The sequence below is a fragment of the Bacillus sp. CCNWLW194 genome (genome assembly GCF_037120585.1).
In the GTDB taxonomy this organism is placed as follows: Bacteria; Bacillota; Bacilli; order Bacillales; family Bacillaceae_G; genus Bacillus_A; species Bacillus_A basilensis.
Genome location: NZ_JBBBBL010000019.1, coordinates 79,730 through 106,144, shown reverse-complemented (window position 1 = coordinate 106,144; position 26,415 = coordinate 79,730). Strand labels below are relative to the sequence as shown.

Annotated in this window: 25 protein-coding genes and 2 pseudogenes; 14 read left to right on the top strand and 13 right to left on the bottom strand. The window is 31.4% G+C overall.

Annotated features, from left to right (window positions below):
* Positions 1-823: helix-turn-helix domain-containing protein (locus V7S50_RS29180; protein WP_336584450.1), on the bottom strand; the 823-nt coding region annotated here is incomplete at its 3' end.
* 273 nt (positions 824-1,096) lie between these two features.
* A complete protein-coding gene (locus V7S50_RS29175; RefSeq protein ID WP_255444315.1) occupies positions 1,097-1,450 on the bottom strand; it encodes a hypothetical protein in 354 nt (117 codons plus the stop codon).
* A 721-nt stretch (positions 1,451-2,171) separates the two neighbouring features.
* On the opposite strand from V7S50_RS29175, the gene V7S50_RS29170 reads away from it, so the two are divergent.
* A complete protein-coding gene (locus tag V7S50_RS29170; protein ID WP_336376539.1) occupies positions 2,172-2,402 on the top strand; it encodes an XRE family transcriptional regulator in 231 nt (76 codons plus the stop codon).
* 5 nt (positions 2,403-2,407) lie between these two features.
* On the opposite strand, the gene V7S50_RS29165 is transcribed toward V7S50_RS29170, so the two are convergent.
* The 5 genes from V7S50_RS29165 to V7S50_RS29145 form a co-directional block, all read right to left on the bottom strand.
* Entirely contained in the window at positions 2,408-3,022 is a 615-nt protein-coding gene (locus tag V7S50_RS29165; RefSeq protein WP_336376540.1) for a replication-relaxation family protein, read from the bottom strand.
* The gene (locus V7S50_RS29160) at positions 2,961-4,142 is read right to left on the bottom strand and encodes an FtsK/SpoIIIE domain-containing protein (protein WP_336376541.1); all 1,182 of its coding nucleotides are present in this window, start codon (positions 4,140-4,142) and stop codon (positions 2,961-2,963) included. Before V7S50_RS29160 ends, V7S50_RS29165 begins: the two co-directional genes overlap by 62 nt.
* 100 nt (positions 4,143-4,242) lie before the next feature.
* Positions 4,243-4,428 (bottom strand): hypothetical protein, encoded by a 186-nt coding sequence (locus tag V7S50_RS29155; protein ID WP_143880621.1) that lies wholly within the window; start codon positions 4,426-4,428, stop codon positions 4,243-4,245.
* Position 4,429: 1 nt separating this feature from the next.
* Positions 4,430-4,726 (bottom strand): hypothetical protein, encoded by a 297-nt coding sequence (locus V7S50_RS29150; RefSeq protein ID WP_147809268.1) that lies wholly within the window; start codon positions 4,724-4,726, stop codon positions 4,430-4,432.
* A gap of 1,038 nt (positions 4,727-5,764) precedes the next feature.
* Entirely contained in the window at positions 5,765-7,465 is a 1,701-nt protein-coding gene (locus V7S50_RS29145) for a hypothetical protein (protein WP_336376542.1), read from the bottom strand.
* Positions 7,466-9,229: 1,764 nt separating this feature from the next.
* Between V7S50_RS29145 and V7S50_RS29140 the strand changes: the two genes are divergently transcribed.
* Entirely contained in the window at positions 9,230-10,909 is a 1,680-nt protein-coding gene (locus tag V7S50_RS29140; protein WP_336376543.1) for a helix-turn-helix domain-containing protein, read from the top strand.
* A gap of 64 nt (positions 10,910-10,973) precedes the next feature.
* On the opposite strand, the gene V7S50_RS29135 is transcribed toward V7S50_RS29140, so the two are convergent.
* From V7S50_RS29135 to V7S50_RS29115, 5 genes are all read right to left on the bottom strand, one after another.
* Positions 10,974-11,411, bottom strand: coding sequence for a hypothetical protein (locus tag V7S50_RS29135; protein WP_336376544.1), 438 nt, complete (start codon positions 11,409-11,411; stop codon positions 10,974-10,976).
* A 1-nt stretch (position 11,412) separates the two neighbouring features.
* Positions 11,413-12,600 carry a ParM/StbA family protein gene (locus tag V7S50_RS29130; protein WP_199634079.1) on the bottom strand — a complete coding sequence of 396 codons (1,188 nt, stop codon included), beginning with the start codon at positions 12,598-12,600 and terminating at the stop codon, positions 11,413-11,415.
* Positions 12,601-13,525: 925 nt separating this feature from the next.
* Complete coding sequence (locus tag V7S50_RS29125) at positions 13,526-13,897, bottom strand: ASCH domain-containing protein (protein WP_336376597.1); 372 nt, start codon at positions 13,895-13,897, stop codon at positions 13,526-13,528.
* Between the two features lie 1,587 nt (positions 13,898-15,484).
* A complete protein-coding gene (locus tag V7S50_RS29120; protein WP_000455700.1) occupies positions 15,485-16,039 on the bottom strand; it encodes a MerR family transcriptional regulator in 555 nt (184 codons plus the stop codon).
* 1,151 nt (positions 16,040-17,190) lie between these two features.
* A complete protein-coding gene (locus V7S50_RS29115) occupies positions 17,191-18,159 on the bottom strand; it encodes a hypothetical protein (protein WP_000602970.1) in 969 nt (322 codons plus the stop codon).
* A gap of 664 nt (positions 18,160-18,823) precedes the next feature.
* On the opposite strand from V7S50_RS29115, the gene V7S50_RS29110 reads away from it, so the two are divergent.
* Together V7S50_RS29110 and V7S50_RS29105 are read left to right on the top strand one after the other, a co-directional pair.
* Positions 18,824-19,954, top strand: a complete 1,131-nt coding sequence (locus tag V7S50_RS29110) for an AimR family lysis-lysogeny pheromone receptor (protein WP_002156188.1) — start codon at positions 18,824-18,826, stop codon at positions 19,952-19,954.
* A complete protein-coding gene (locus V7S50_RS29105) occupies positions 19,947-20,093 on the top strand; it encodes a hypothetical protein (protein ID WP_001031949.1) in 147 nt (48 codons plus the stop codon). The genes V7S50_RS29110 and V7S50_RS29105 overlap by 8 nt, the downstream gene beginning before the upstream one ends.
* A 248-nt stretch (positions 20,094-20,341) precedes the next feature.
* Here V7S50_RS29105 and V7S50_RS29100 read toward each other — a convergent pair whose 3' ends face one another.
* On the bottom strand, positions 20,342-20,734 hold the full coding sequence (locus tag V7S50_RS29100) for a helix-turn-helix domain-containing protein (protein ID WP_000615756.1): 393 nt from the start codon (positions 20,732-20,734) through the stop codon (positions 20,342-20,344).
* Positions 20,735-20,881: 147 nt separating this feature from the next.
* Here V7S50_RS29100 and V7S50_RS29095 point away from each other — a divergent pair, with 147 nt between their 5' ends.
* The 10 genes and pseudogenes from V7S50_RS29095 (at position 20,882) to V7S50_RS29050 (ending at position 26,408) form a co-directional block, all read left to right on the top strand.
* Complete coding sequence (locus tag V7S50_RS29095) at positions 20,882-21,091, top strand: helix-turn-helix transcriptional regulator (protein ID WP_000152610.1); 210 nt, start codon at positions 20,882-20,884, stop codon at positions 21,089-21,091.
* 284 nt (positions 21,092-21,375) lie between these two features.
* Positions 21,376-21,799 (top strand): annotated as a pseudogene (locus tag V7S50_RS29090) (LPXTG cell wall anchor domain-containing protein); the annotation flags it as partial.
* Between the two features lie 158 nt (positions 21,800-21,957).
* A pseudogene (locus tag V7S50_RS29085) lies at positions 21,958-22,425 on the top strand (hypothetical protein).
* A gap of 37 nt (positions 22,426-22,462) precedes the next feature.
* Entirely contained in the window at positions 22,463-23,038 is a 576-nt protein-coding gene (locus V7S50_RS29080; RefSeq protein ID WP_336376545.1) for a hypothetical protein, read from the top strand.
* A 103-nt stretch (positions 23,039-23,141) separates the two neighbouring features.
* Positions 23,142-23,390, top strand: coding sequence for a hypothetical protein (locus V7S50_RS29075; protein ID WP_000514061.1), 249 nt, complete (start codon positions 23,142-23,144; stop codon positions 23,388-23,390).
* A 555-nt stretch (positions 23,391-23,945) separates the two neighbouring features.
* Entirely contained in the window at positions 23,946-24,389 is a 444-nt protein-coding gene (locus V7S50_RS29070; protein ID WP_336376546.1) for a hypothetical protein, read from the top strand.
* Between the two features lie 29 nt (positions 24,390-24,418).
* The gene (locus V7S50_RS29065) at positions 24,419-24,643 is read left to right on the top strand and encodes a hypothetical protein (protein ID WP_137013778.1); all 225 of its coding nucleotides are present in this window, start codon (positions 24,419-24,421) and stop codon (positions 24,641-24,643) included.
* 31 nt (positions 24,644-24,674) lie between these two features.
* A complete protein-coding gene (locus tag V7S50_RS29060; RefSeq protein WP_098686149.1) occupies positions 24,675-24,983 on the top strand; it encodes a hypothetical protein in 309 nt (102 codons plus the stop codon).
* Positions 24,984-25,091: 108 nt separating this feature from the next.
* Positions 25,092-25,292, top strand: a complete 201-nt coding sequence (locus V7S50_RS29055) for a hypothetical protein (RefSeq protein WP_336376547.1) — start codon at positions 25,092-25,094, stop codon at positions 25,290-25,292.
* 30 nt (positions 25,293-25,322) lie between these two features.
* Positions 25,323-26,408, top strand: a complete 1,086-nt coding sequence (locus V7S50_RS29050) for a hypothetical protein (RefSeq protein ID WP_336376548.1) — start codon at positions 25,323-25,325, stop codon at positions 26,406-26,408.
* The last annotated feature ends 7 nt before the right edge of the window (positions 26,409-26,415 follow it).

The window sequence follows — 26,415 nt, the reverse complement described above, 5'->3', positions numbered from 1 at the left end:
TTAGTTCAAATATAAATAATGCTTTTTTCCAGTTATAAACAACATCTTCTACATTGTGTTGTTTAATCTTTAATAAAAACAGACCTTTTAAATAGAATAGTTCACCTAATAGGTATAAAGTATTTAGATTAATTGCTAATTTAATGCCCTTATCAATGTATTTTATTGCCTCTTCATTTTGATATGTGAAGGCCAAAGATTTTGCTAAATTTAAAATGATTTTTAGTTTAATTTCTTTATCTCTAGGAAAATTTAACTTATTAAAATTAGATAAACATCTTCTTAATATAGTAATACTTTTTTCATATTCTTTATTTTCTCCATGAAATATAGCCATTGTATGCATAATATCTATTTCTCTTTCTGATAAAAAATCAGAATTGGTTAAAGTTAGTTTTAATGCATAATTTAAAAGAGTTAAAGCAGTTTTGGTTGATCTATTTACCTCAAATATAGCAATTGCTTCATGCCATATTAGAAATTGTTTCTCTTCATTTGTTTGAAAGTTATTTAAGTTTTTCTCCTTTTTTACTATTTCATAAAGTTCTTTATATTGTTTTTGTTTTAAGCAATCTTTTATTACATATTTTACATTTTCTACATATTTAATTTTTTTGTTTTGAGTTAGTGCAAATATATTATTTGGATCAATACCAAGTCTTTCAGATAATTGATATAACAATATGCTAGATGGATAAATCACACCTTTTTCGATCTTGCTAATTTGACCTTGTGAACATATTCCATGACATAATTCGGATTGAGATATATTTTTTTTCATTCGAAGTTCTTTAATGGTAATACCCAAATCGTTAAATTCCATTTTCCCCACCTACTATTTAGCACTTTATTTGTATAATATTATTTAAAGTTAATATAATATAAAGTTAATTTAGTTGCAATTATTGTTTGTTGTAAAGGCCTTATCCTTTTTATAGGAAGATGAGGCTTTTTGTGCATAAAAAAGACACCCAAAGGTGCCTTCCTCCGACTTGATCAACATAAGACTTTTCTTATAGTACAAATATATTTGGGTTCCCACCCAACTTTGTTTCACCACATCTATTCATAAATTTTAATTAATTTATGGGTTAGACTACACCCATTTATACATTTCAAATACCAAATCGTCTAACTTACTTGTCCATCTTAATCCAGAAATTTCAGGGAAAAGAGATCTATAATTACCCCAGTTTAAGATATGAATATCCTGAAATTCTAAATCCTTTAGCGAGGATATACTTCTAGCATTATATGCAGGTTTGTGTACGTAAATTAACAATCTTTCAGCCAAGTCAATTTCAACTGACCATTCAGTTTCAGTTGAGTTTTTAGAACCATGAAACCTTCCAACATATATTTTAGTATTGTTAGAATCGTTAGTGTCCAGCCAATTTTCTTGAGAAATTCTTTTTCCTAGAGTCTGAAAATCGGCTTTTCCAATATACAACAGAATGCCATTACCATATATAGGAACGGTTGTAAATTTATCATGTGCTGGAGGTCAATCCGAATGGCATGGAATGCCTTCTTTAAACAGTATGGACATGAAAATCAACGAGTATACTTATAATTGGCAGGTAACAATTGAAGTTACCCACCTGTTTTTACTGGAACGGAGGAGTGAGCTCCATTTTGCAAGAGTACAGCCGGTGGGAAATCGGCTTAGATTTAGTATGTGTAATATAAAGAAGATTATTCGGAAAGAAATTGAAAATAAGATTACTCAAATGAAAATTTTTAATAACAGCTGTTGAGTGGAAAAGGGAAGTGAAAAATTTAGAAGATTATACGATTAAAACCAATGAAATCATTACAATGTTCTTCAAAATTCGAATGTTGAATAGTTTAATATCTCTTAATTTATTAAACTCATCCTCGATTCTTCATAAATTTAAAAAAGCTTAAATCCTTATGCACCAATGGATTTAAGCTTTTTATTTTGTAAGAATACACTTTGCAACAAGTTGCCATTAGGATAGTGTATCAGCAACTTGTAGCTATTACTATGAATGCTACATTCTTCAAAATTATTACACATTTTTTAGATTTTCTTTATATTATTCTATGCTTTATTTTAAATTATGATTCCATATTTATGAACAAACGTTTAGATTTATGGAAATTTGGACAAGTTATTATTACCACAAGCTTAATTAGGAGGGATTCCCATGTTTGGGTTAGGAAAAAAGAGAACTCCATTTGGTGACTATTTGGACCGTAGAGGGATTAAACAACAATGGTTAGTACAACGAACCGGATTAAGTAAATCTTTAATAAGTGATTTAGCAAATAAGAAGGATCGTATTCCCACCTTAACATCCGCAACTAAAATCATTAAAACACTAAGGAAATTTGATAAACGTATTGATTATCATGATTTTTGGGACATAAATGCTTAAAACAACTAAAATATATCTTCCATTACAAATGTTCTCATAAACACATTTCGGTTTATGGCATATTGCTCTAACTTTGATTGTCGATAGTCTGATAATGTAAAAAAATTAATTACTGGAACAATAGCATTCTGTCTTTTATAGATATCTGTTATATGGCCATATAACTGTATTTTATGTTCGTTTACTTTCATATGTTGCATACGATCTATTTCAACAAAATGGGGAACATTACCCTCAAAATACGTTGCGTCAGGAATAATTTGATACCGTTGACCATTGATTGAAAACTCGATAGGTCTTTCTGTTTTCCATTCTGGAAATCCAAGCCACATCCAGCTTTCGTTTCGCATTAATATGTGCTGTAATTGACTACTTTTCTTTACTTCTTTTGTACTACCTAATAAATCCCGTCCTTTTTTATTTAAATAATATACGTGTTCACGAGCCATTTTTGTAATGTGACAATACGGATGCATATCCTTTAATACACGATTTGCATTTCGAATACTCCCTAGACAGTGGATGGCTTGTAATTGCCTCCTAGTTAAAAAATCCAATTTACTTAAAGTGGATAAAATCTCGATTTGTCTCGCTTTCTGTTTGAGTGTTTGATGCCTCATTTTGCTTCACCACCTTATATTGCTTTAACAACTCCCACATATCTGTATCCTTTAAAAGAGGTACCTGAATTTCTTCTGTACGATCTGTCTTAAATAATGCTCTTCCTGGAAGGGAAGGTAAATCCTCAAGACCTGGTTCATCCAAAGCAACTTGTGAAGCGACCGCCGTTGGTAATCGAAAGCCTATTTTCGCATCAGAATTTTGTTTAATTTGCCTTGGTAATGTATCAGAGGTTGGATATTGCGTACAAAATATGAGTCGGAAGCCTAAACCACCTCCAATCCTTGCGATTTCAGATAGCATCTCCTGGCACAAAAATAAAACATCACGTTGTTTTTTAGGTAATCCTTGTGTCGGACAAAGATTTGCTCCTTCATCTACTATGATGAAGCAACGTTCTCTAATCGATGTGTCTATGATATTGGTAAAATAGGATTTCTTCATCATTTCAATTTGTTTTACCATCTTTTCACGTACTCTTCCCAACATTTCTAATGCCTGTTTCGGGTTTTCAGCGACTTCTACAACTTGGGATAACTCTTTGTAAGGACTAAACTCTAGCCCTTCTTTTAAATCAATAATAAAAAATTTCACGTGTTGGGATTGTTGCAAAATCAAACTAGTCATTACATTTTTTAGGAATACTGTTTTTCCAAACCTTGTCATACCCGACACGCACATATGCGGTGTTTTCTCGAAATCATGATACACATGTTTATCTAACGCTTTCCCCACCACAACTCTCCATGTATGCTCTTTTAATAAATCCTTAGACCAATTCCACATTTCAGGTATTCTTTGGCTAAATACTCGAATATGAAGCTCTCTTTGATGAAACGATATTTTAACAGGTTTATATAGACCTTCTTCTAATACTTCAGCTAACTTTTGGATTAGTTGACTAGGTACACCAAGTGGCAACTTGTAAACATAATTCATACTTATATCCTCTTTAATTTCTTTTATAAAAATGGGATATTGTAATTCACCTTTATGTTGAACACAAACCTTTGTAATTTCAAAAAACGTTGCAATTTTTTTCTTATCATTCGGTCCATTACTTTGGTAAAAATAAGCTACAGTTATAAAGGTTGCTGGGATTAATAAAAGTGACAACATTTCCTCCATACCTCCTTAAGGTAGTTGAGCCTGTATGGAAGCTTAGAAAAAGCTGTTTAAAATGCGCTATTATAATCATTTTCAACTACCAGATGTAATGCTAGCGTAGAAACACATCTAGAATATCCATTAGAACGTACCAAACGCTCCCAATTAGTAAGCATTTAAGACCCGAACGTAGCAACCAACCTGGAAGATAAAAACCTTTCTTCTTCAGCAATTTGATTCCTAAAACTGAAGCCCCCGTCACGCCATATACAATCCCTAGCTCTCCAATGATTGTCATATTAACCCCATCCTTTTGGTTTAATGGATAAATTCCCTTTACTGTCCTTAAAAAGTTGATATTCGTCTAATAACTGATTCCAGGAGACAGCCAGTTCATCACCATATAGATCTTCTTCGATTTTTTGACTTAAATGATAATACCCTCGGTATTGTCGGTCCAGGTATACTTCATGTCGTCGCATGTGTTCTTGTATAGCACATACGTTTTCTTCATTTTTAGTAGCTTTGTACATTTGATTCAATGTTCGAGAAGAATACAGATAAGGTGTACTATACAGCATTTGATATTGATTCATATGTCTTCACCATCCATATAGAATTCTAGATACACTAAATACATATGATAATGATATGAGTTTTCGAATTTGTCCCTAAAAAAATACGTCATTCCAAAATAGGAATGACGTTTGACAGGAATCTTAAATTCTCTGACATGTTGTTATAACCTTAAAAAATAACTGTGAGGATAGTTATAGATTTATTTTTGAACACACAATGGTATTTAATGAACGCTATAGTTTTGTTAGTTTTTTTATAATCATTGTTTATCGTTATACTATATCAGTTTGTTTATGAATAGTAATTAATAAAATCTAATATAAATATATATCTTATATATATTTAAAATATAAAGATAAAACTTATATAGGACTGAGAAATGTACGTATATCCTTACTGTAACAAAGCCTTTTAACATTACATAGCGTAAAAAATCATAAATAGTAGAATTTTACAGCAGAAAAACAAACCATATTAAGCTCTAAAAACTACAAATAATCATAAATGAAACTTAGTATTTCTACATAAAAAATGAAACAAATTAATACATTATTAAACATATTTATTCAATCGTGAAATTTCATATGAATTCACGGAATATCCACAATTTGATTATAGATACCCACAAAAGATTCACATTATGTGTTAATTAATCAACATAATCCATATTTAGCACATAACTCACATAAATATTGATGATTTTTGATAGATGAAGGTGTATAAGCTATTTATATCAATGATAATTGCACTAAATTACTCACATTATGTGTTATTTATCTACTTATCCACGAAATTTAATTTATTTCTTATGATTTCTTGTAGGTATTTGAATGTAGTTAGACAACCCATAACGTCTTTTTATGAAGGTATGTGTGGAAATTGAGATAAGTACCATACTATTTTTGTATATGATTGCATAAAAAAAGACTCTTTTATGAATAGAATCGAGTAAAGTTACTTATTGTGAAGAAGGAGTAAAGCTCTTTTAAATAAACGTAGCAACACGAATAGCCCTCTATGTTGAATTTTTTTCAAAAATAGAGAGCTGATTATGATTAGTTCGCTTTCATGGCTGTCAGTACTTGCTCAGCTGTTGTTACTGAGATACCAGCGCGTATTAACTGTTCAAAGGCACGCATAAATGTAATTAAATTAAAGTTATCTGGTACTTCAATAACACGAAGCTTTTCTTTCGGTAATTTATCTATCTTTTCAATGAACAATTCCCGAACATCACTAGGAATAAAGCGTTCTTTATGTCCTCTCGCCTTTAAGAGTTCACGTATTTCTATTTCTAAAGCCATATAAGCATTTAGGTTTGTACCTTGTTCATAGGCGTACTTTCTAAACAATGTTTCTTCTTGATACTTTAGATAGTTGCGGTGATACGATTCCTCTGTAACAGGTAAAGCAAATTTAGAGTTTAGTAATTCATACGTTTTGCGGAACAACTTTTTGATGTTTCGCAGAGAATACATAGAGAAATGCAATCCGAAATCAAATACAGCTTGTTCTTTTTGTTCTTTTGGAACATGCTGTGTAATAAGAGGATAGATACCTTCTTTAGCAGCTGTATCAAGAATTTTATATTGTGATGTTTGATTTAATAATTTCTTCAGTGTATATACTAATTTGCTTGGATATTCTTCATTACGATCTATCATGTCACGTAAGCTATGGATTACACTTCGAATTTGTCGATTGCATGTATGTTTTAGCACATGAATAAATTTGTTCATGTCTTGTGTAAATTCTCCAATACTCATCTCTTGTAGTACGGATTCGATAAAACGAGCTTTACGAGCATAAGTAAGCTTTGGTGTAAATGGATCACGATACTGTACTTCTCCGATTTCTTTTGTACATAAGAAATCCGTATGTAAGGATAGATATAGAGTTGTATATCTTTTTTTATTCTTAACCCCTTTTTGTAATTTACAAATTTTGAATAGTGGAGTCCCTGTACATGGTAATGCAGTTGTTAACTCTGTTATAACCGCACGTATCTGATGTGGGTATTTTTTATGTAAGAAGCGGTACATCCCACCAAAATGAGTTCTATTCCCTCTTTCATCTTGTTTGTCTAAGGAACGTTTTAATGTAGTTTCACTGTGCTGTTGCATTGCAATATCTAAGAATAGTTTCTTAGATGCAATTGATAACTCAAAGAAAGCTTTTGTAAATACCACTGGGCTAATATAAACATATGCATTGGCCTTTTCAGTTTCTTCATTCATAAAATGATTTAATTTAATTGTATATCGGCCATCTAATTCATTTTCAACCGAAATAATGTTATGTATACTTAATTTCTTTAATGCAATGTAGAATTGAGAATGCTGTATGTAAGCAAATTCTTCTTTATACAGTTTGTAATCTTCCCACATCATATGTATTGTTACATTTGGAATGACTCCATTTGTGTAACATTTTTTATGTAGATATAAGAAGACTTCCAGATCTGCGTTTGTAATGCCATATAATTTATGCTTTCTTCCCATTGTTTCCGAAATAGCAGATAGTGTACGACGTGAAAAAGATGGTTTAGCCTGTGCAACGAAGCCATCTACATCGGCAATACGTTCTTCGTATGTCATATGATCAACAATATCCTCAAGGTATGTATCTTTATAGCTGTAGTATTTCTCTTCGAAAGTTTCAACAAGTTTTTGCCAAGACTTCAGTGTTACTAAAACTGCATTTGTGGATTTTCCATTTAGACTACGTTGATTACGAATAATAAATGATTTTCCCATCTTTTTCACCTCCTACCTATAAAAATTGAAATAAATACCAAAAACTATAAAATATATCAATTATGATTATACCAAATCGAAATTTGATGAAATGTGTCCCTTTAAGAGAAAAAATGAAAAGATGAAACGCCCTCTAATCCCTTGTGTATCAAGGGGTTTCAGGATTCGTTCATTTTTTTTTATGGACATGATATAGCTATAGATTTTCATGTTGGTAGAAAAGATGAAAAATAGAAAAAAAACTTATAAACATGATTAAATCAACGTTTATACCGATTTTCAAAAAACAAAAGGGACATGATATGGCTATGGATTTTCATATTTGTAATTGTGAATTAAACAGATGAAATCTTTTAAACATTGATGTTAATAGGGTTTATCTGTAATTTTACAATTAAAAAGGGACATGATATGGCTAGGCTGGTTTTCATCTTTGGGTAAAAAAGGGGACATCATACAGCTATGGATTTTCATGTTGCATAAATACATGAAAATAGGGTTATAAACATGGAAACCCTTAATATAAAAAGGTTTATGGGGTTTTCATCTAAAATAAAAGGGACATCATATAGCTATAAATTTTCATAACTAATAGTATAGGTATAGTAGAAAAGCTTATATATCAAGCTTTAAGCACTTTTAGAAAAAAATTTCGAGATAATAAAAAAGGGACACATAATGTTATTTTTGTTTCATGTTTTGTTAAATAGGGACATGATATGGCTATAAATTTTCATGTTAATGAATTTGGGATGTTCGAAGTAATCGAAAAATAATAGTACTAAACAAGACTTGTTAAGCGGAGTTCCCCTTTTGAATATTGGACATAAAACGATTAAACTTTATTTTCAAGCTAGAGTAACTATGTTTTTAAGGTGAAATTAGAGCATGGTGAATAAAATGTCGAAAATATAAGAATTTTGTTATTTTTTTGTTGATTTATGTTATTTATAATGTTAAACTCATAACAACAAAGAAAGAGTAAACGAAAACCCTTAGCGATTAAATTGTCAGAATGTTCAATTTTTTTATTGGTTACTCCATGTGATTTTCACGTTTGTGTATTGCTTTTCTACTCTTTCTTTGTTCTTCTCTATAAAAGAAACCAAACTGTTTTTATCCGAGTTGTTTTCTTTTGTAAAGAGTTAATTTGTTTTTTCATAACAGTTGGTTACTATTTTAAAAATTATTATTGTTTAGGAGGGATAGCTAATAGCTGGGTCATTTAATGAAGAGCTTTTATTACAATGGAGTGAATCCAGAAAGAGGTGAAAAACAAGAAATTTGGATGTTAGTTTTTTAATTTTAGAAAAGGAAGAATCAAAATATAGTGGACATACAATTACAATAAAGGAATGCAGTATAGATCATTATACTTGCATTCCTTTTCTATTATTATATTATTTTATGCAATTATTTTTTTCTTTTTCTATATATCTGTCATGAATAATTTTAAATAAAAATAGATGCAATTTTTTGTGAAATTGAAATAAAGTTTAATCGTTTTGAAAAAAGATTAGCTATTTATAAAAAAAATGTAACGTTTTATCCCAATCGATTTTAAAAATCGATTGAGTCTTGTATAATCAGTTACAGAGCAGGTTATAAAGAAGCAAGCTAGAGCCCTGCACATGTTAACGGTGGAATTAAAGCGCGGAATATTCTGACTTAATTTCTTGTTTTTCAAAAAAGGAACATCATATAGCTAGTTATTTTCAAGTTCAGATTAATAATGACTAAATGTATATAAGGAGCAGAATTTATATGGAAGACGTTCTACAATTGTTTAGAGATGCACTATCAATAACGGAACAATTGTATAAACAAGACGAGCAATTGTGGCATAAATGGGTGTCCTATTATCTTGAGGTTGAAGCAGATAAAAGTAAAATTGTGACTTCACAATACCTTTCTCCATCATTTTCAATGCTCGTACAGTGGCTAGAGCAACAACAAAGAAAAGGTGTTTCGCCTCTAGATATATATAGAAATATAGATGAATATAGTGTAATCATTGATGAGACAATAGGTGTCTTTATTGAACAAGAATTTCGTAAAAATCAGACAGTTAGTAATAAAGTGCATACAGCAACAAATGAATCAAATACAAATAAATTGAATGAAAACTATTTAGAAGTAAATAACTCAGCAGTGTATTATAAGTTAAGAGATGGAATAGCTAAAAATCAATTTGAAGAAGATGAAAACACAAGGTTAAAATCATATCCTATTGAAACAAAAGATAGTAATGGAGTGGCACAGCTTTCTTCTCATAAGGATGAAGACCTAAAGTTAATAAATATTGAAGAAGCAGCAAGATGGAATACATTAGTAGATGGTGTAATGAGTAATATGGATGATCTAACTGCAGATTGTTTAGATACCATCACGATTCAATGGTTGAATGAAGCAAAATCGCCCGATGAATTTATTGATTTTTCATATGAACAAGTTTTAGAGATGTGCAGTATTTCAAAGGCTAAGGCAAATGGTGTGGAATACTATAGGGTAGAAGATAAAATTAAAGTAGCGAAGCGGATTGCGGCCCTAGCAAGTATTTTTATATATCTAAATGATGACAATGAAGTAGTTGTATTAAATGATCGTGCTGAAACAGGTAAGCATTATGAAGTAAAACGTGAGGTAATTAAAAGACTATTCGTATTAGATTCTGTAGTTCTATGGAGAGATAAAAACACAAACGAATACATGGGAATAGAATCGTGCCGAATCAAACCGGGAAGTTTCTTATCCGGATATTTATATGGATCTAATAGTACTACAGCATTATTATCAAAAAAGGCACTTGAATATAATAGCTATAGACACAAATATCATAAAAGATTAATTCGATATTTGACATGGCAATGGAGAATACGTCAAATGTTTTCTAGTTTACAAAGACCTTATTCTATAGGTGGAGATAAAGGTTTGTTAGCAGTTATGGGGATAAACCAGAAACAAAAACCGAATCGTATTCGCGAACAATTAGAAAATGTTCTTATGGATCTAGAAAAAGAAGAGGTAATTTCTCATTGGGAATATGATAATGGTTTAGAAGAAGAAAAACTAACAAAAAAGAATTGGTTTAAAAACTATTATTCACAGTTAGGAATAGTAATATTGCCGCCAAAAGAACTAATTAGTTCAATGGAAAACTTAGCAAAAAAGAAAACAATTGATACAATACATGAGGAAATTCAACCAATAAAAATTGTAGAAAAACCATTAGATACGAGTGAAAATGAACAAGAAATTAGAGAGAAAATAGAGCTTGTGCATATGAAAAAGAATATAACCATGCGTGAACTTTCAATAGAGATAGGTATATCGCAACCTACTCTTTCTAGATTTTATAATAAAAAAACAAAACGTCTCTCCAGTACGGCGAGAAGCAAATTAAATCAATGGTATAAACGACAGTTAATCCTTGATAAGATGTAAGTTGAAAATTAAGCCTAAAAAAAGAGTCCTATTTCTAGGACTCTTTTTTTAGAGTATTTACATACTAATTACCAAATAAACTTGCCGTATCAAGATCATCATATTCATCATTCAAAACATTTGTTTCAGATTTAGAAACGTCTTCTTTTTTTTCATCTTCATTATCGGGCTTCTCTTCAGAAGTTCCAATTACTTCATTAGGAGATTTAATCTTATTATGGATGTTTTGATCATCATTTTTGATAATGAGTTTTGAATCATTCAATAGGACCCGTTTAACCTCATCTAAAAAATCTTTATCTTGAAGTAAGATCTCTCTTTGCATTTGTTGTTGAATCTTATAATCACCAACATCTTGTAAACCATGTTTATCAATAAAGTAACAGACAAGTTTATATAATGAATCTGCTATATTTCCTTGAGATTCAAACCATTTAAAGAACTCTTCATTCTCAATTTTTTTGAGATTCCAAAAGAAAGATTCTCTTTTCTTGTCAGCCATATTATCTCACCTTTTTTCGAGTAAGAATCTTCTTGATTACTTGCATCCCTCTAGCATTCATATCTACAGCATATTTTTCTGGTATCCATAATAAGTACATACCAACTTGCTCACAATACTCTAATAGTTGATTATATAACTCATCTTTAAAAGTAACACTTCCCCCACCGTATACACATAAAATTTCAGCTTCACTAGCTGTATTACTTACATACTTTTCACTTGTATCTTCTAAGATAAGTTCAGCTTGTTCCACTTTTGTAATATTAAAGTACCCAGTTGCTTCTTCATAGTATTTATGATCTGGATCTTGAAGGATTCGTGAGAATTGTTGGCGTTTAATGTTTGTTCCACGTTCTTGGTTTAATAGCTTAACAGCTTCTTCTGTAGCATGCCCAACTCCACGTCTTTCTCCGCTACAAGCATCAATGACTGGATTTACACCAACTGTGTATATATACTCAGTTGTTCCATCTCCAATGTCGCTATGTAAGATTTTTTTGTTCTTAAAGAAGGATTTTTCAACTGTCTCTACCTCAAGTTTGTCTTTATATAGTTTAATAAAGTCACTAAACATATCTTCTTCGCCTTCAAGAATTGCATATAAAGGAGGAACGCCTTCCTGGGTAATGTTTGCACTGTTAAATGTTAAGCTGACTGTTACTTGTTCTTCTCCTACATAAACAACTACAACATGATTTGAATTAGTAAAACGTTGCTCTAGGTGTTTTGCATTTACTGGTGTCCATTGGCTTGCTGGAATAGCTGAAATAAGATCAACAGTCACATTAATTGATTGTGGTAGTTGTTCAGTTCTTTCCCACTCAAGCTGAACGGATTTATTTGCAATTAGTCCTAGCATATTAATTAACGGCAAATCGTCGTTATATTTTTGCCCTACTTTAATGTTCATGTTTTTTGGGTTCTTCCCTGTTAGCATCGCTCGATTACCAATAAAGTACATACCAGATCTTCTAATTGATTTACTAGCAATATTTACAAACATATTGTCTACTAGATTAATCACATTTTTTTGAGTGTTTGTTTCTGTTACATTTGGCATTGAGTAAACGCTTTGATATACGTTTTTCATTTTTATGTATTCACCATTAATATAACCTTTAAAAGAATCGTTCCCAATATCGCCTTCAATGTCTATATGAAGAGTTTTCCCTTTTGAATTCTTCATTATACATCACCTCTATAAAATTTATTTTTTATTTATATTTAATAAATATATTATACCTTAAAGGTAGAGTAATTACAAGGTTTTGAACGGGATTAACCTTAATTAAATATCAAATAGATATAATTTAAATATAAAATTAATATTTAAATGAATTAATTTTATATTTAACAGTCGATTGATTAGATTTTTATATAAAATAAATATAAATAAGATATTTATTTTATATTTATTAGAACTAATTTCAGTTCGTTTGCTAGATCAATTGTTTTTTTAGTTAATTGGATCTTTTGTAAGGTATTTATATAAACCTTGGAGAAGTTTTCTATATGAGTTGAATGAATTCCTTTAAGATATTCTTAGGAATTAAAGTTAAAATTAATAGTTTAAATTATAATCTTCTTAAGAGAATTTGAAGTTTTCGAGGATGTATAAAATCCGCTAACAGACAAACGTTATCGAAGTGTTAATTCGGTGTTTAATGATGCATAAACGCTATACGTTATTATGGCGTTTATTCCTTTAATAACAACGTTTGTAAGGTTTTTGTTAACGAATAATAAAGTTGTTTTAAAAATAAAATAGTTGTTTAAAAACAGGCTGTAAAATCGGATTTTTACAGCCTGTTTCTTGTATATATATAGCTAGAATAAAGCATGTTTGCTATCATTTACTTGTACAGATTGCTCTTTGAAAACTAAAGATATGGGGTTGGTTGCAGAAAAACGTTGCAACCGTAAAATCTTCAACGTTCTATCGCCCACACTTGCCGAAGTTGCGCAAACCAAGCTAAAGTAGGGGGTGTGGTGAGTCAACGTACAAGATACTTATGTTCTCACCGTAGGGACTACGGGTAGAGCCTGCTAAGATAACCGGTGGATAATCGGTGTTCGCAGGAATCTTCCACTTCAAACAGTCCGTTAGGACGTTAAGTGGTGAGTAGTTCAAAAACATCCATTACCCTAAACGTTTGACAAATTAGCAATAAGTCTGGAGCAAAAGTAAGTCCATACGGGCTTAGTTCCCAAGTGAGAAATTCAACACGCTCACTATACCAATACTCATAGCTTAAATCACCTGTAACCTCAGATCTGGAAAAATCACTTGTTACCTCATTCATTTTTAAAAAATCAATCTCTGTATATTTTATAATTGCTAATCGAGTATTGTCTCCAGCCAATACAATATCGTACTGACCAAACTTTTGAATTTCCTCTCCTTCAAGCCCGTAAACACAATGTGCAGCGTATGTTCCTGTTTTGATTCCTTTAACAATTAAACTTCTTAATTCATCTCTCATCTCCTTGGAATCATCTCCAAACACCTATGCATCTGGAACACTTATGTTTAAATCATTTTCTCTCGCGTACATATGCCGATATTCTTCTATCTTATTAACTGATATTAGTCATTCATCCCTATAATCTGTCAATATTTTAGAAGAACACGTAATCCATTAAATAGATTAATTTAGGATGTTTTGCTTTCTCTGATCCATGTATATAATGTGAGCTCACAGTTTACATAATAACATTCGGCATGACCCTCTAGATTTAGTGTAATAACTGATAGACAGCTTAAGTTATAGTGTCCAAAAGTAATAATGAAAGCATTAATTAGAGCGAGTAATTTGTATATGAACCAACCTAATTATTTAAGTTAGAATTCATTTTTTTAGTAAATAAAGTAGTTAGTTGGATCTGAAAGTTTAATACTTCCAAGTGGATGTGATGTTTTAGAGAATGTAACTAAACCCCCTAAGTCGTAAACGTTATCAAAGTGTTATCGCTACCCGTTTTTGTAGCGACTATCCCTTTCATATCAACGTTTACAAAGGCTCATTTATTTAGAGGCATGCAGCTTTTACTAAGAGTGCTTAGAGATAACGATAAAGGATTTGTTGATAAAGCTTAAAGTTGAGGATCAAGAAAGCTTTGTTTGTGAAATTTAGGGGCGCGTTATTTTAAATTTGTAGTTTCATTACAAATAAGCTAATGATATATTTGTAATGAAGAAGCGCAATTTAAGTATTCAATATATAATTTCATTACAACAAGATTAAAATGAATACAGAATGAACGCTTGTGAAGTGGTAAATTAACGTTCTGATAAACGAGAACGCTATGCGTTCATAATCCGTTAAACCCATTGTTTTATGGGGTTAAGGCATTCTTACTTAAGTTCCATGATATGAAAATATTAAGAAGTTAGGGCGTTACAGCGTCTAACCAAGCTTCCCGAAAAACTGATGGAATTTTGATGATTTTGAAAATAACGATCTATACATTAATATTAATTAATACCGATGATTTTTGGGATTCATAGGTAAGGCCAAAGAAATATATAAATACTTCTAATTGTTGAAATGGTGGAAATACCTTAAACGCAATAAAATTGAAAGTAATACTCTAAATTTTATACAAAATTAAATTTAAATTTGAGTTGAGGATTAACTATATAGAATTGAAGTATAGAAAAATTAAGATTTGTCGTGAACGCTAGGCGTTTATGGTGCGTTAATCCCTTGATATTAAAAGGATTAAGATGACTTTGATATGTTTGAATTAAGAAAAGTAATTAAGAAAAGGTTGAGAAAAAGACAGGGTTTTTTGGCTTTTTCAACTAATAATATTATAATTGAAATTAAGTGTTTTTCTCTTTATTATACTTAGGCGATATGTATGAACTTTTAATGAGTATTAGTTAGATGTAAATTAGTAAATATACGTTTTACTTTTGAAGTTAAATAAGTATTAAAGACAGACATAAGAGGAATTCTTTTTAATGATGTATATTTAGCCTTGTGAAGGTGATTTGAAAAATAAAAAAAAGCGGTAATTACCGCTTTTTTTTATTTGGGAAATGTGTTTAAAAGAAAATCGCCCAATTATTTTCGATTGAACAAACGTTGAATGAACGTTTGTTTACTGTTATCTTGTTGTTCTTGGCGATCTTCATTTAACAATTGAATGGCTTTATCCAGTTTTTCCTGTAGTAACTGGATTTGTAAATCTTTTTCTTCCTTTTCTGAGCGTTCTTGTAATAATAAATTAATAATATCTTGGTTTTGTTGTACAATTTTTTCTTGCTGGTTAAACATATAGGAAAACTTATCTTGAATTATTGAAATATCTGTTTGTGAACGTTTCTGAAGTGTTACTTCAGTTTCATTTTCTTCCTGAACACTATCCGTTTTCGGGGCGTTTTCTTCGGTTGTCTCCATGCTTCGTGTAGCGGCCTCTTCTAATTTCCAGTTTTGATTTAGGTATTCCTTCATTTGTTTTAAAATATCTATATCATTTTCATAATAAATTCTTTGGTTACGTTCATTTCTTTCAAATATGTACTCCATTTTTTCTAGTTCAATTGACCATCTACGAAGTGTATTGGTGTTTATATCCAGTTGCTTTGCTACTTCTTGTGCAAAATATCCATATTCCAAACTTCACACCTCCATTATTTGTGTGTTAGATATTCTTTCTTTATTAGAAGGATCATTCCTCTAATAATAAAAATCTTTATTGGGCCACTCGGTAAGAAGCTTTACTACCTTTAAAATGTTTTCAGTGCAGCTACTTGTGTGCTAGATTAGTCTATGTATCTAGTATTAATGTTAATTAAATTATAAAGGTTATCCGTTTTGATAACGTTCACCTTTGGAAGTAAAAGATATTTAGTAGACAATAGAATAACTAAAGAATTACTTAAAATTTTATTATTAAAAGTTTGTTTCCAATATAAGAATTTTACTAGATATATGTGCAAGAATCAAAGTTTTCATTAATAGAATTAGTATCCGGTTAATATTCTTTTAATTCAAAATACACAAAAATTAATGAGGGGGTGTATTGAACGCTATGCGTTTAAATAGCGTTTTACTAGTAAATAATAATACTCAATGTGAAATAGAGATACTTCTAATGAAATTTTTTCCTCAAAATGGCTTATAAGGTGTTTTAAACTTTTACATAATCTACAAAGTATTAGAGGTATTTAATCTTAAACAAAAATAATGCTACTAGGTTATATTTAATAGTTTACGTTTTTTAGTATGGTCGATCTTTTTAAAGTGTATTCAATAGCTAGTGATATTCTTTAGAAGTGGGGGAGGAAGGGGGAGGCTGAAATGAATAGAATTTTATCAGATTTTAGGGAAGCTGATTGCAGGCATCTACATAATCATTTATATATTTTGCAGGTTGAATCGGATTCCCTAAAATTAGACAAAAGAGAAAGAATTCCAGAATGCTATATTAAATAAATCTTGTTTTAAAAAGTAAAACCATTAATAACATTAGAATAAATAATGATGCTTTTAAACTTAATCTAGCAAGCTATTCAGCATTTTCTCTTAGTAAATTTCAAGTTTAATTTGATAGTTAAAGAAGAGCTAACTATAAATATATTATGGTTAACTGTATACGTAGATTGCCTGAAACTTCAAAATACAAATCCTATAAGATGATTTGTATTTTGAAGTTTCTTGTGTCGAAAAATAGCAAGTTTATGACTGTTTATAAGAGGATATGACAAATAGCCTTGCTATGGTTGATTTTTTTAAGCAAGGCTACAGACTAGTATGATTTTTTAAATTTAATTACTCTCTTCTAAAAAATTATAGAAAACAAATTCTCTTTTTTTATTTAAACCATGCAGTGATTTCTTTTCTAATGCGTTTTGATTTCTTCGTTCCCAGTTTTGTTTAGATTTTTGCCCAAACATTTTTATAAAATGTGCAGGATTGCTATTTTGAGCTTGATTGTATTGGAACCATTGCACACATTCTTCAAAATCCCATCTAGCATAGCGATCGATATAATGTGGCATCCTTAAAGCAATTGTGTATGCATCCTTTTCACTAAGATGATTTAGTTCTTGGCTTAAAATGTAGTAATAAGCCTTTCTCTGATCCTCACTTAGATAGTCATCTAAATCTTGTAATCTGTTATGTTTTTCTATTAATTCAAAATCCTTATCTGATTTTTCTTGTTTATTTATGTCGAAAACATCTAAAGAATTAGACGAGACTTGTATATCATTCTTTAGATTTTCAGGATTGGCTACAAAATTTTTCTTAAAGAGTTTTTCACTTAGAAATTTAGTGAAAGTAGAGCACACATCAATTGCTAAAGCCCATTTTATCTTAAAATATTCAATGATTTTTAAATAGTTGTTATGTATGGTTAATATGTAAATTGAAGGGGCGATTTTACCATGTCTTCGCACTTTAATTTGTTGGCATACGCCCAGATCTTGCAGCCATGTCAACACGTAGTTAATGACTGGTTTTGAAATGCCTGATTTTTTGCTGATGTGTTCTTGCCTAACTTGACTATAGCCTTCTTGTACTAAATAAGATAAAACAGTCTCTAAGGCTTCATATTTTCTTTTGGTAAGATAATCTTTAGTGGTAACACCCTCATATTCTAGGACAATAGTATCAATATAAGTAGTAATTTTCTTTATTGCTTGATTTATAGCTCCAGAAGTCTTTGATAAGTGTTTGATACGTGGACTTAATTCAGCTTTTGCTCGACTGAGCAAAAAATTTTGTAAAATCACAAAAAAACCTCCTATTTCTCCCACTAAACACATACAGAAAAACATGGAAAAATAGAGGTTCTTATTCACATTAAATTCACTTTATGTTATAATTATAGTCATAAGCGAACATTAAAAAATGTTAAATAAGACCCTTGCTATTATAGGAGTTTTAAATTGGTTCATGTCGCCAAACTAGAGACCAATTTAAAACTGAGTATAGTGGGGTTTTTTTTTATGTGTACATATTTTTAAAAAACATTTTCTCTTCAAAATACAATCTTTCTATCTATCTTATATTGTTATTAAAATAATATCAATCCCCTTAAGTAGCCTTTGTTATCCCATCTGTAAAAAACATTTTAATTCATTTAAACATATCTGTATTTAAATGTTTATATCCTATTAATTTTTTGAATTTTCGCATAAATAAATATAAAATTTAAAAAATGGGCACTTTACACATAACTATAAGGCCTTCGTGTTAAAATATTTCTAATTATGAAATTTGTGAAAAAATATCAGGTAATATAATGACAAGTTTTGATTACCCAATGATTAAATTTAATTATTAACCTCCAAGAATATACTGAAATACTACACTATAGGTTAAAACGTCTTTTTAATAATTTATATTGGGTGGTGTGTCTTGTGCTTGGAAGGGGGCTTTACATTGGAGAATTTAATGGGGAAATTGTCGAAAATTAAAGCTGAAAAGAAAATCAGTAGTAGACAACTAGCAAAGGAAATTGGAACAAGTAAAACAACAATTGATAACGGACTTCAATGTAAAACAGAAGAGTTTAAATTTGAGGTTTTCTTAAAATTAGTTCAAGCCATTTGTGATAATTTGGAAGAGCAAAGAAAAATCATTCATGAATATATTCTTCTCTGTAAAACACCATTAAATGTACAAAAAGCATTATGCTATTGCCAAGCAATGGGAGAATACAAAGTAATAACGGATATTATAGAAAAGCATGCTGATACGAAGGGATTAAAGAAGTACATAACAGTTTATAAAATACAGAATAAAAGAAATCAAAATATAGCAAGAGGTCAGCAACTTCTGGATGAGATGTATACCAAAGATTTCTCTTCAGATACAGTGTGTCAAGCAGCTTTAAATATTTTATATATGGAAGCAATGTACGATAAGCAAAATTATAATGCGGTTATTCCTTATGCTGATCGTACCAATGTTATTTTAAAAGAAGTGAAACAAGAGTACGTTAAGAGATGCATGCAAATGAAATATAAAGAGCGACTGGCTTATATATATTTAATGAGAAATGACTTAGATAGATGCCGCAATACATGTTATGAAATTTTAGACTCTGAATTGGATATTTCCATTATCAAGGCTACAGCTTGGTGCTGTTTAGGAGAAAGTTTTACGTTTGAATGTCCATCTACGGCTGAGAAGTACATTAAGAAAGCCATTTCTCTTTGTGAAAGTATTCAAGTTCCACAAAAAACACAAAAGTATTTAGCGTTTCATACCACACTAGCGCATTTGTATATAGAAAATGGTATTAATTTAGATGAGATAAGATTTGATCTTATTCATTCGTCTGAGAAGGCTTTTTTTGAATGTATGCATGGTGATTGGGAAAAAGGAATTAAACTATATGAAGATCTGAGAAAGGATGGTAAAAAGTTCACGGCTTTCCAGCAGTATTCGTTTTCAAAAGTAAATAATGATATAATAGGATTAAAAGAATCATTAGAATCTTTTGAATTAACAGGTAATATTTTTTATTCGCAATACGTCAAGAAAGACCTATTAAAAGAAGAGGTGAAGTCAAGTGAATAAATTTTTAGCGGTTACGTTATATACCGTAATGCTATTGACATCGTTTTTTCAATTAGAAACACCAGATTCACAACATGCAAAAGCGCAAGATACAAATAAATATGTTATGCAAAGGATGGTCGACCCCGGTGGTGGTTAAGCCGTTTAAGCAAGAAAGACGCTACTAAAAAGTAGCGTCTTTCGTACTTTATAATGGTGGCTCATTATTAAAAAGCGTAAAAATTTCGTGCCACTAACACATACAATTTGTGCAAAATACGGGAGGTTTACAAGATGAATCTTAATCAAGAGTGGTTTAATGAAATGATTAACCAGGATAATAATATTTTAGAAACTTATCGTGAATTATTACTGTTAATTGGAAGTTTCCAAGAAAAATAATGCCTTTCAGCTATGCTTTAATTTATTTTTAGTCTCAATTCTGTGCGTTAAGTATTTTGCATACTCAATTAACTCATTTTCTAATAATGGTTTATCTTTATCAGGAATGCTTTTATAACTTTCATACAAATCTTGTGCTAAACGTTCTACAATTAATTTTCGATCTTCAGTTGTAAGAGCTTCACTATCACCAATTTTATGATTTAGGAGTCGATCAGTACTTACATTAAAATAAATGGAAATCTTTTGGAGCATTTCAAAACTTGGCTCTTTCCTGTTATTTTCCCAGTTGGAAATAGTACTACTAGCGACTCCTAAAACAGCACCAAGTTCCTTCATATTTAATCCTTTAAGTGTTCTTAGAATTCTAACATTTTCCCCGAAATAATTCTGTATCATCTAGTTCACTCCAATCGATATTTTCACCTTAAGGATATTAATTAACTTCTTAAGGTGAATTAAATTCACCTTAAGGATAGAAAATTATCCCTAAGGGATTGACATTCTACTTTAAGGAGAATAGAATGTGAGTAAGGGGGTGAGAAATTGACTATTATACGCAATATTAGAGAATCAAAAGGTTTATCAATTCAAGAGCTGTCGGATGCTTCTGAAATACCCATGAAAACTCTGTATCACATTGAAACTGGTACCAAAGGAGTTATTGAAAATAGGGCAAAAGTTCTTGCTGATATTTTCAATGAACCAATTGAAAAACTGTTTTTTGCTACGTACTATCGTGCAAGATTAGAATAAAACAAATTTCATTTACTCATTAAACAATAATTATACATCTATATTGTAAATGAACAATACAGAAAAGGGGTAACATAATTATTTTTTTAAGTTGATAAAACTGAAAATTTAGTTTTTGGAGAACTTTATAAATTGCATATCATATGAGGAAGCTGTTAGTCATGTTGAAACGTTCAAGTCAAATGCTACTCATTACAATGACTACGCTCCTTGTAGCATTAAACCTCCTATTTCCGACAACAATAAACTTCTGAACGCTGAAGCTTCCATATGGATAGTAGATATATAAAGAAACATCCGCACCAGACGGATATTACCGAAGGAGGAAATACTCTCTTTTAAAATTAAAGAAGTGGGTCGATTTATTAAGTACATGGTAAAGGGTTAGAAGAAACCGACACGAACTACAACAGAGACACCACAATCAGAATAATCATAAAAACCGAAGCAATCAGAAGCGTCGCAACCACAGGTACCGGAACAACCAAAAGGAACCAGAAAACCTGTCATTCCACACTAGAGAAACCACTACAGATTGTTATAAAACCACAACCACAACAAACACCAAAGAAAATTGAAATTTATCTTCCAACAACAGGCGGAAAAGCCGAAAATCCTTATATAAGATGGATCGGTCTTGCAAGTGTTGTACTTAGCTTAATTGGAGCTGTATTTGCAGTTAGAATCCGTACGAAAGCTCAATCGTGATATGAAAGAATATGAAGCTCATTTTAGTGATGTAGTTGAAAATCCGTTAGACCTCGTTATTGGATATAGGAATACATGTTTACTCGTCATTCCCATTTGGACAGTTACTTTTTGGATAGGGAGCAAGATATAAGAAACCGAGAGGGAGATGATATGAGGTGTCAGAAATCTACGTCGGTAAAATAAAAAATTTAGGGAAACTTGGGGAAGCCGTGATGCGGCGCAAGAGTGCTTAGCTTTCTAAAGAACTTATACAAGGTATTTCAATCGCTCAAACTGTAATCAAGCCGAAAGAACGGTAGGATTTCTGGATAGAATCCGCTATGAACTTACTAGCAGGAATTATTTTGTACTTAAATCAACGACATGGAGATTTGTACTATTTAGATTTAGAAAAGGTTAGTGAATTTGTGCAACAAGCAAAAGAAAAAGATCCCTATCTTTTGGAGTTAAGTGAGTTATTGAAGAAAGATCATCCGGCCTATCAAATGTTTAGCGTATTAGCCTTATCAGCAAAAGAAACAAGGCAAGGCACAATCAGTACAATTTTACGAATTTTAGATGAGCAGCAAGAACGACATGAGAAATTAGAAAATCAGAGAGAGTATTTTTGGTTTCAGTACTAGTCATAAGCGGAAAATGAAATAGGAAGGAGTGCAGCGCATGTTAGGCGTAGCTAAGAAGTATACAAAGGTGATTAGAGCGTTGAAAGAACTGAATGAAGGGGAAAAGGTTGCAGGTGTGATAAAGGCTCGTTTTGGTGCTTATAAAACGGTCATAGAAGGTGTAAAAGAAAATGCCAATGATTTTATTTTCATTTTTGATCCAAAAGGCATCTTTTATGAAGATACACATCATGAAAAACGAAAACAAGGATATCACATCATTAAACATGATTTACTAACTGGTTATGAAACACTACAAATGGATCTAAAACAAAAATCCGTTGTGTACATCAGTGTAGAAACGAAAACGAGTACGTATCAAGAGAGAGGGGAAGCATTATCAAATTTTCTTCAATATCTAACAGAATGCAAGAATATAAGACCGATTCACCTGGTATTTCATCAATATGATTTGTACCCGATCCCTCATATGGAGCAGTTTTTAAAAGAAAGCGCAACATACCACATTCAGCATTCAATCGTAGTTGAATCTCAATCCGCATTACAGCACATATACGGAAAAGAGGCAGCACAACGCATTATCACTTCGTACAACACAACAATCCTAGCATGATATGAAGCACTCGTTCAATATTTCATCCTATCTAGATGGCTAGAAAACTAGACAAGGGAGAAGCGTTTTTCTCCCTTCCTTATCAAAAATAGGAGGCGTTCATATGGGAAAAGAAAAAAGACTCACGTTTTATGATATTGCCGCATCACAAGCTCATAGTGTTAAAACTTTTGATGGAAAAACATACGAACTGAAAGGTACCATCGCAATTGAAAATAGCACAGGAAGCATCGAAAAGGTAGCTCAAATTTATTATCAAGTGCGCTCGGTTAGAGATGAACATCAAAACTTAATTGCTAAACGAAAAAATAAACATGCGGAATTAGTAGCTGTCAAACAAAAGTGTAAATAAAAAAAGCGATTTTGAAGTGTGCTGAGAACATAGCACAAAGTAAGTTGTTCTTTGACAATTTAGATATATATTGTGTATCTCTTCCTTTCAGTAATGATGTAGAAAGGTGAAATATACAATATATATGCGTGCCTCCCCTCAAAAGGTCACTAGAGGGGTTAGGTATACGATTATCGTTGGGTGAGTAAGAACGTAAAACTCATCTGTGACCACTGGGAAATGCATTGTATCAAAAATCTGTTTGCGCTAGTGATCGTGAGGAATATCCCATTTTGACATTCTGAAGAAGCGATGAACCATACAAACAGTAGATACATAAGGTTCTACGTTCATGCCAAAATACGTAGTGCGGTATTGGGCATATAGAAGCTAGGTCGGGGTTAGTTTCTATACGCATGCCAATACAGGGTTCGTCATTCCAGCCATAAATGATATTTCCATTTTCTATCCCACTTTCCTTTAAATGTTATAAAATAAAGACAGATGTTGAAGTTTAAATGTGTCTCATCACACTTCAAAATCGCTTATAAAAATATGACATAGGGAGGAACATGCATGAGTCGTAAAGGGTGGATCATTTCCGCTGTTGTTGGACTGTTAATTGCAATTGGTATTGGTTCAACATTTGTCTTTGGTTCGGGAAAAGGGGAAGTAATGGAACTTAGTCCGTTAGAAATGAAGAAATTTATGAGTGAGGATGGAACAGGTTTTGTTATGCTAACGTCTAACATGAGGCATAGTGAAGAGTGGATCTTTCTTGTAAAAAAAATAGCTGAAAAAGAAAAGATTGAAGTAAAAGGTTTAGATGAAAATCGTGATGATATTCCAAGTACAAGTAACCCTCATGATTGGGGATTATCGCAAAGAAGGGATACTCTTGCATATTATGAAAAAGGTAAGGTAAAAAAAGAGATTAAATTTACAATTGATAAACTTCCAGAACTTGAAAAAGAAGTTACCTATTTTGTTCAAAATTGCAAAGAGCAATATCAAAAGTAATCACATAATCATTGAAAGGTGGTGATACAGTGGCGATAACACAAAGGGAATTAAAAAAAGAAAAAGATATGGTAGCAAACCTATTAAGAGCCAATGGTCAGGATTATAACCATTGGCTTCATTTACATCATCAGAAATACATTGAAGAAAATCAAGATCTAGTAATGAAGGCTTTGCAAGCTTATAAAGCAATATCAACAGAAGTAAAAGAAGACAGCAAGGCGAATGAATCAAGTCAGCTTAGTAACGTATAAGCATTTAAAAATGAAAAGGGAGTGAATGTATATGTCAATGTTGGAAACATTATCTCAAATGTTAGTGTTAGGTGATGCGATGGACGGTCTAATTAATACAGGGAATTCATTTATTGCATGGATGCAAAGAGGAGCGATGGTTAGTACAGCGATTGTATTTTGCTGGGGTGCTTATCTATTAATTTGGGGCGGTGAACGAGGAAGACATAAATGTATTTGGTGGTTTATTGGTGGAGCAGCCGGACTTGTTATCGTAATGGGATGCCAATACTTAGCAGAGAGCGTAAATAGCAATGTGAAATTTGGTCAAATCTTATTCCCGTTTTTCTGGATGAAATAGTGAAAAAATATAATTAAGGCAATGAGGAGGCTATGCAAAGGGTATGGCTTTTTTTGTTGCCTTTTTTTTATAGAATTTTAGTTTTATTAAGCAATCGGGGTGTTAATTATGAGATTACCAAGTGTATTGGAGAGCGTTTCGGTTATTGGTAATATACAACCGATTATGACAGTACCAACAACAGAAGGGCTGTTAAGAGCTTTGACATTCTTCATCGTTATTTGGGTATTGATTTCTGTTTTTTGTATCTATCATAAGTACGCAACCAATAAAGATGAAAATAGTAATTCAAGAGATCAGTCGAAGTGAATTTAAAGTAAACGGAAGAAAGGAGAAGCCATGTTTGTCATTTTTAAGAGTAGCAATGGAACAGAAATTGAGTCGGGTAAGCAATATTCGTTTCATGAAGCTTATATCTTAACGAAGCGATTAGAACGAGTTTATAGAGAGGCAGGGCGGCAAGAACATATTGATTTCGATTTGTTAGATGGTCATTCTAATGAAATTTATAACGGTACATTATCACTTGGTTCGAGATATGCAGATCACATTTTTGATCACATTTCTAAAAAAATGAATGTGATGCAATTAGATCCGGAACAAGAGGAACAAAAAAAGGAGCTGTTAGAAACATTAGAAAGGGAAATCAATGATTCTCCTTTTCATGAAGAATATGAATATCAAGAAGAATTACCAGTAAGAAAGGAAGAACCCTCTTATAGTCCATCGAATGAATTAGAGCCAAAAGTAAAGCCTGGAAAGGAAAATAGAAAAGGATTTAAGATTATTGCGAGTGTCATAGGAAGCGTGGTGTTAATTGGAGCTGGTGCCATATTTGCCTTTAAGTTATTCACTTCCGAACCAGTTTCGAGTGCAAATGCTGGCTCTGAACAATATGTAGTAAAAGGATTACAACAGGCAGCCATTCAGCAGTATGGAGAAGCCGTTAAATACTTCGATAAGGTCAATTACACAGAATTAGATAAAGATAGTCAGAAGGCAGTTCTATTTACTTATTTATTAAATGGAAAGGCAAATAAGGCATTACAATATGAACCGAAATTTGCAGAAAGTGTGGTTGCTTATTTTATTGGGATAGACAACATGAATAAAATCAATGAAATTGATGTCAAAAATGATGTAATCGACTTTGAAAAAGCAGCACTTAATAAGAAATATGAGGAGGTAATTAAGCTTAAGGGTAAAGTCAATATGGACGGTAGACGTGAAAAACTCATTGTTGAAGCTTTTGTAAATCTAAAAAAATATGAAGATTGTTATTCCTTTGCTAAAACGCAAGGAAATAAAAATGTAATGAAAGAGGTCAAAGAATTAGAGAAACGAGATATTCAACAATCTACGATAAGTGAAGAAGAAAAGAAAGCTAAGATTGAAAAAGTTGATAAAGATCTACAGAACATCTAAGGGGGAG

What these genes read in the sequence shown, in the direction of transcription:
- V7S50_RS29100 (WP_000615756.1), bottom strand. Translation starts at nt 20,734, where the DNA reads ATGATACAGAATTATTTCGGGGAAAATGTTAGAATTCTAAGAACACTT.
- V7S50_RS29140 (WP_336376543.1), top strand. Translation starts at nt 9,230, where the DNA reads ATGGAAGACGTTCTACAATTGTTTAGAGATGCACTATCAATAACGGAA.
- V7S50_RS29130 (WP_199634079.1), bottom strand. Translation starts at nt 12,600, where the DNA reads ATGAAGAATTCAAAAGGGAAAACTCTTCATATAGACATTGAAGGCGAT.
- V7S50_RS29060 (WP_098686149.1), top strand. Translation starts at nt 24,675, where the DNA reads ATGTCAATGTTGGAAACATTATCTCAAATGTTAGTGTTAGGTGATGCG.
- V7S50_RS29170 (WP_336376539.1), top strand. Translation starts at nt 2,172, where the DNA reads ATGTTTGGGTTAGGAAAAAAGAGAACTCCATTTGGTGACTATTTGGAC.
- V7S50_RS29165 (WP_336376540.1), bottom strand. Translation starts at nt 3,022, where the DNA reads ATGAGGCATCAAACACTCAAACAGAAAGCGAGACAAATCGAGATTTTA.
- V7S50_RS29055 (WP_336376547.1), top strand. Translation starts at nt 25,092, where the DNA reads ATGAGATTACCAAGTGTATTGGAGAGCGTTTCGGTTATTGGTAATATA.
- V7S50_RS29050 (WP_336376548.1), top strand. Translation starts at nt 25,323, where the DNA reads ATGTTTGTCATTTTTAAGAGTAGCAATGGAACAGAAATTGAGTCGGGT.
- V7S50_RS29075 (WP_000514061.1), top strand. Translation starts at nt 23,142, where the DNA reads ATGGGAAAAGAAAAAAGACTCACGTTTTATGATATTGCCGCATCACAA.
- V7S50_RS29080 (WP_336376545.1), top strand. Translation starts at nt 22,463, where the DNA reads ATGTTAGGCGTAGCTAAGAAGTATACAAAGGTGATTAGAGCGTTGAAA.
- V7S50_RS29155 (WP_143880621.1), bottom strand. Translation starts at nt 4,428, where the DNA reads ATGACAATCATTGGAGAGCTAGGGATTGTATATGGCGTGACGGGGGCT.
- V7S50_RS29150 (WP_147809268.1), bottom strand. Translation starts at nt 4,726, where the DNA reads ATGAATCAATATCAAATGCTGTATAGTACACCTTATCTGTATTCTTCT.
- V7S50_RS29135 (WP_336376544.1), bottom strand. Translation starts at nt 11,411, where the DNA reads ATGGCTGACAAGAAAAGAGAATCTTTCTTTTGGAATCTCAAAAAAATT.
- V7S50_RS29160 (WP_336376541.1), bottom strand. Translation starts at nt 4,142, where the DNA reads ATGTTGTCACTTTTATTAATCCCAGCAACCTTTATAACTGTAGCTTAT.
- V7S50_RS29125 (WP_336376597.1), bottom strand. Translation starts at nt 13,897, where the DNA reads ATGAGAGATGAATTAAGAAGTTTAATTGTTAAAGGAATCAAAACAGGA.
- V7S50_RS29110 (WP_002156188.1), top strand. Translation starts at nt 18,824, where the DNA reads ATGGGGAAATTGTCGAAAATTAAAGCTGAAAAGAAAATCAGTAGTAGA.
- V7S50_RS29070 (WP_336376546.1), top strand. Translation starts at nt 23,946, where the DNA reads ATGAGTCGTAAAGGGTGGATCATTTCCGCTGTTGTTGGACTGTTAATT.
- V7S50_RS29145 (WP_336376542.1), bottom strand. Translation starts at nt 7,465, where the DNA reads ATGGGAAAATCATTTATTATTCGTAATCAACGTAGTCTAAATGGAAAA.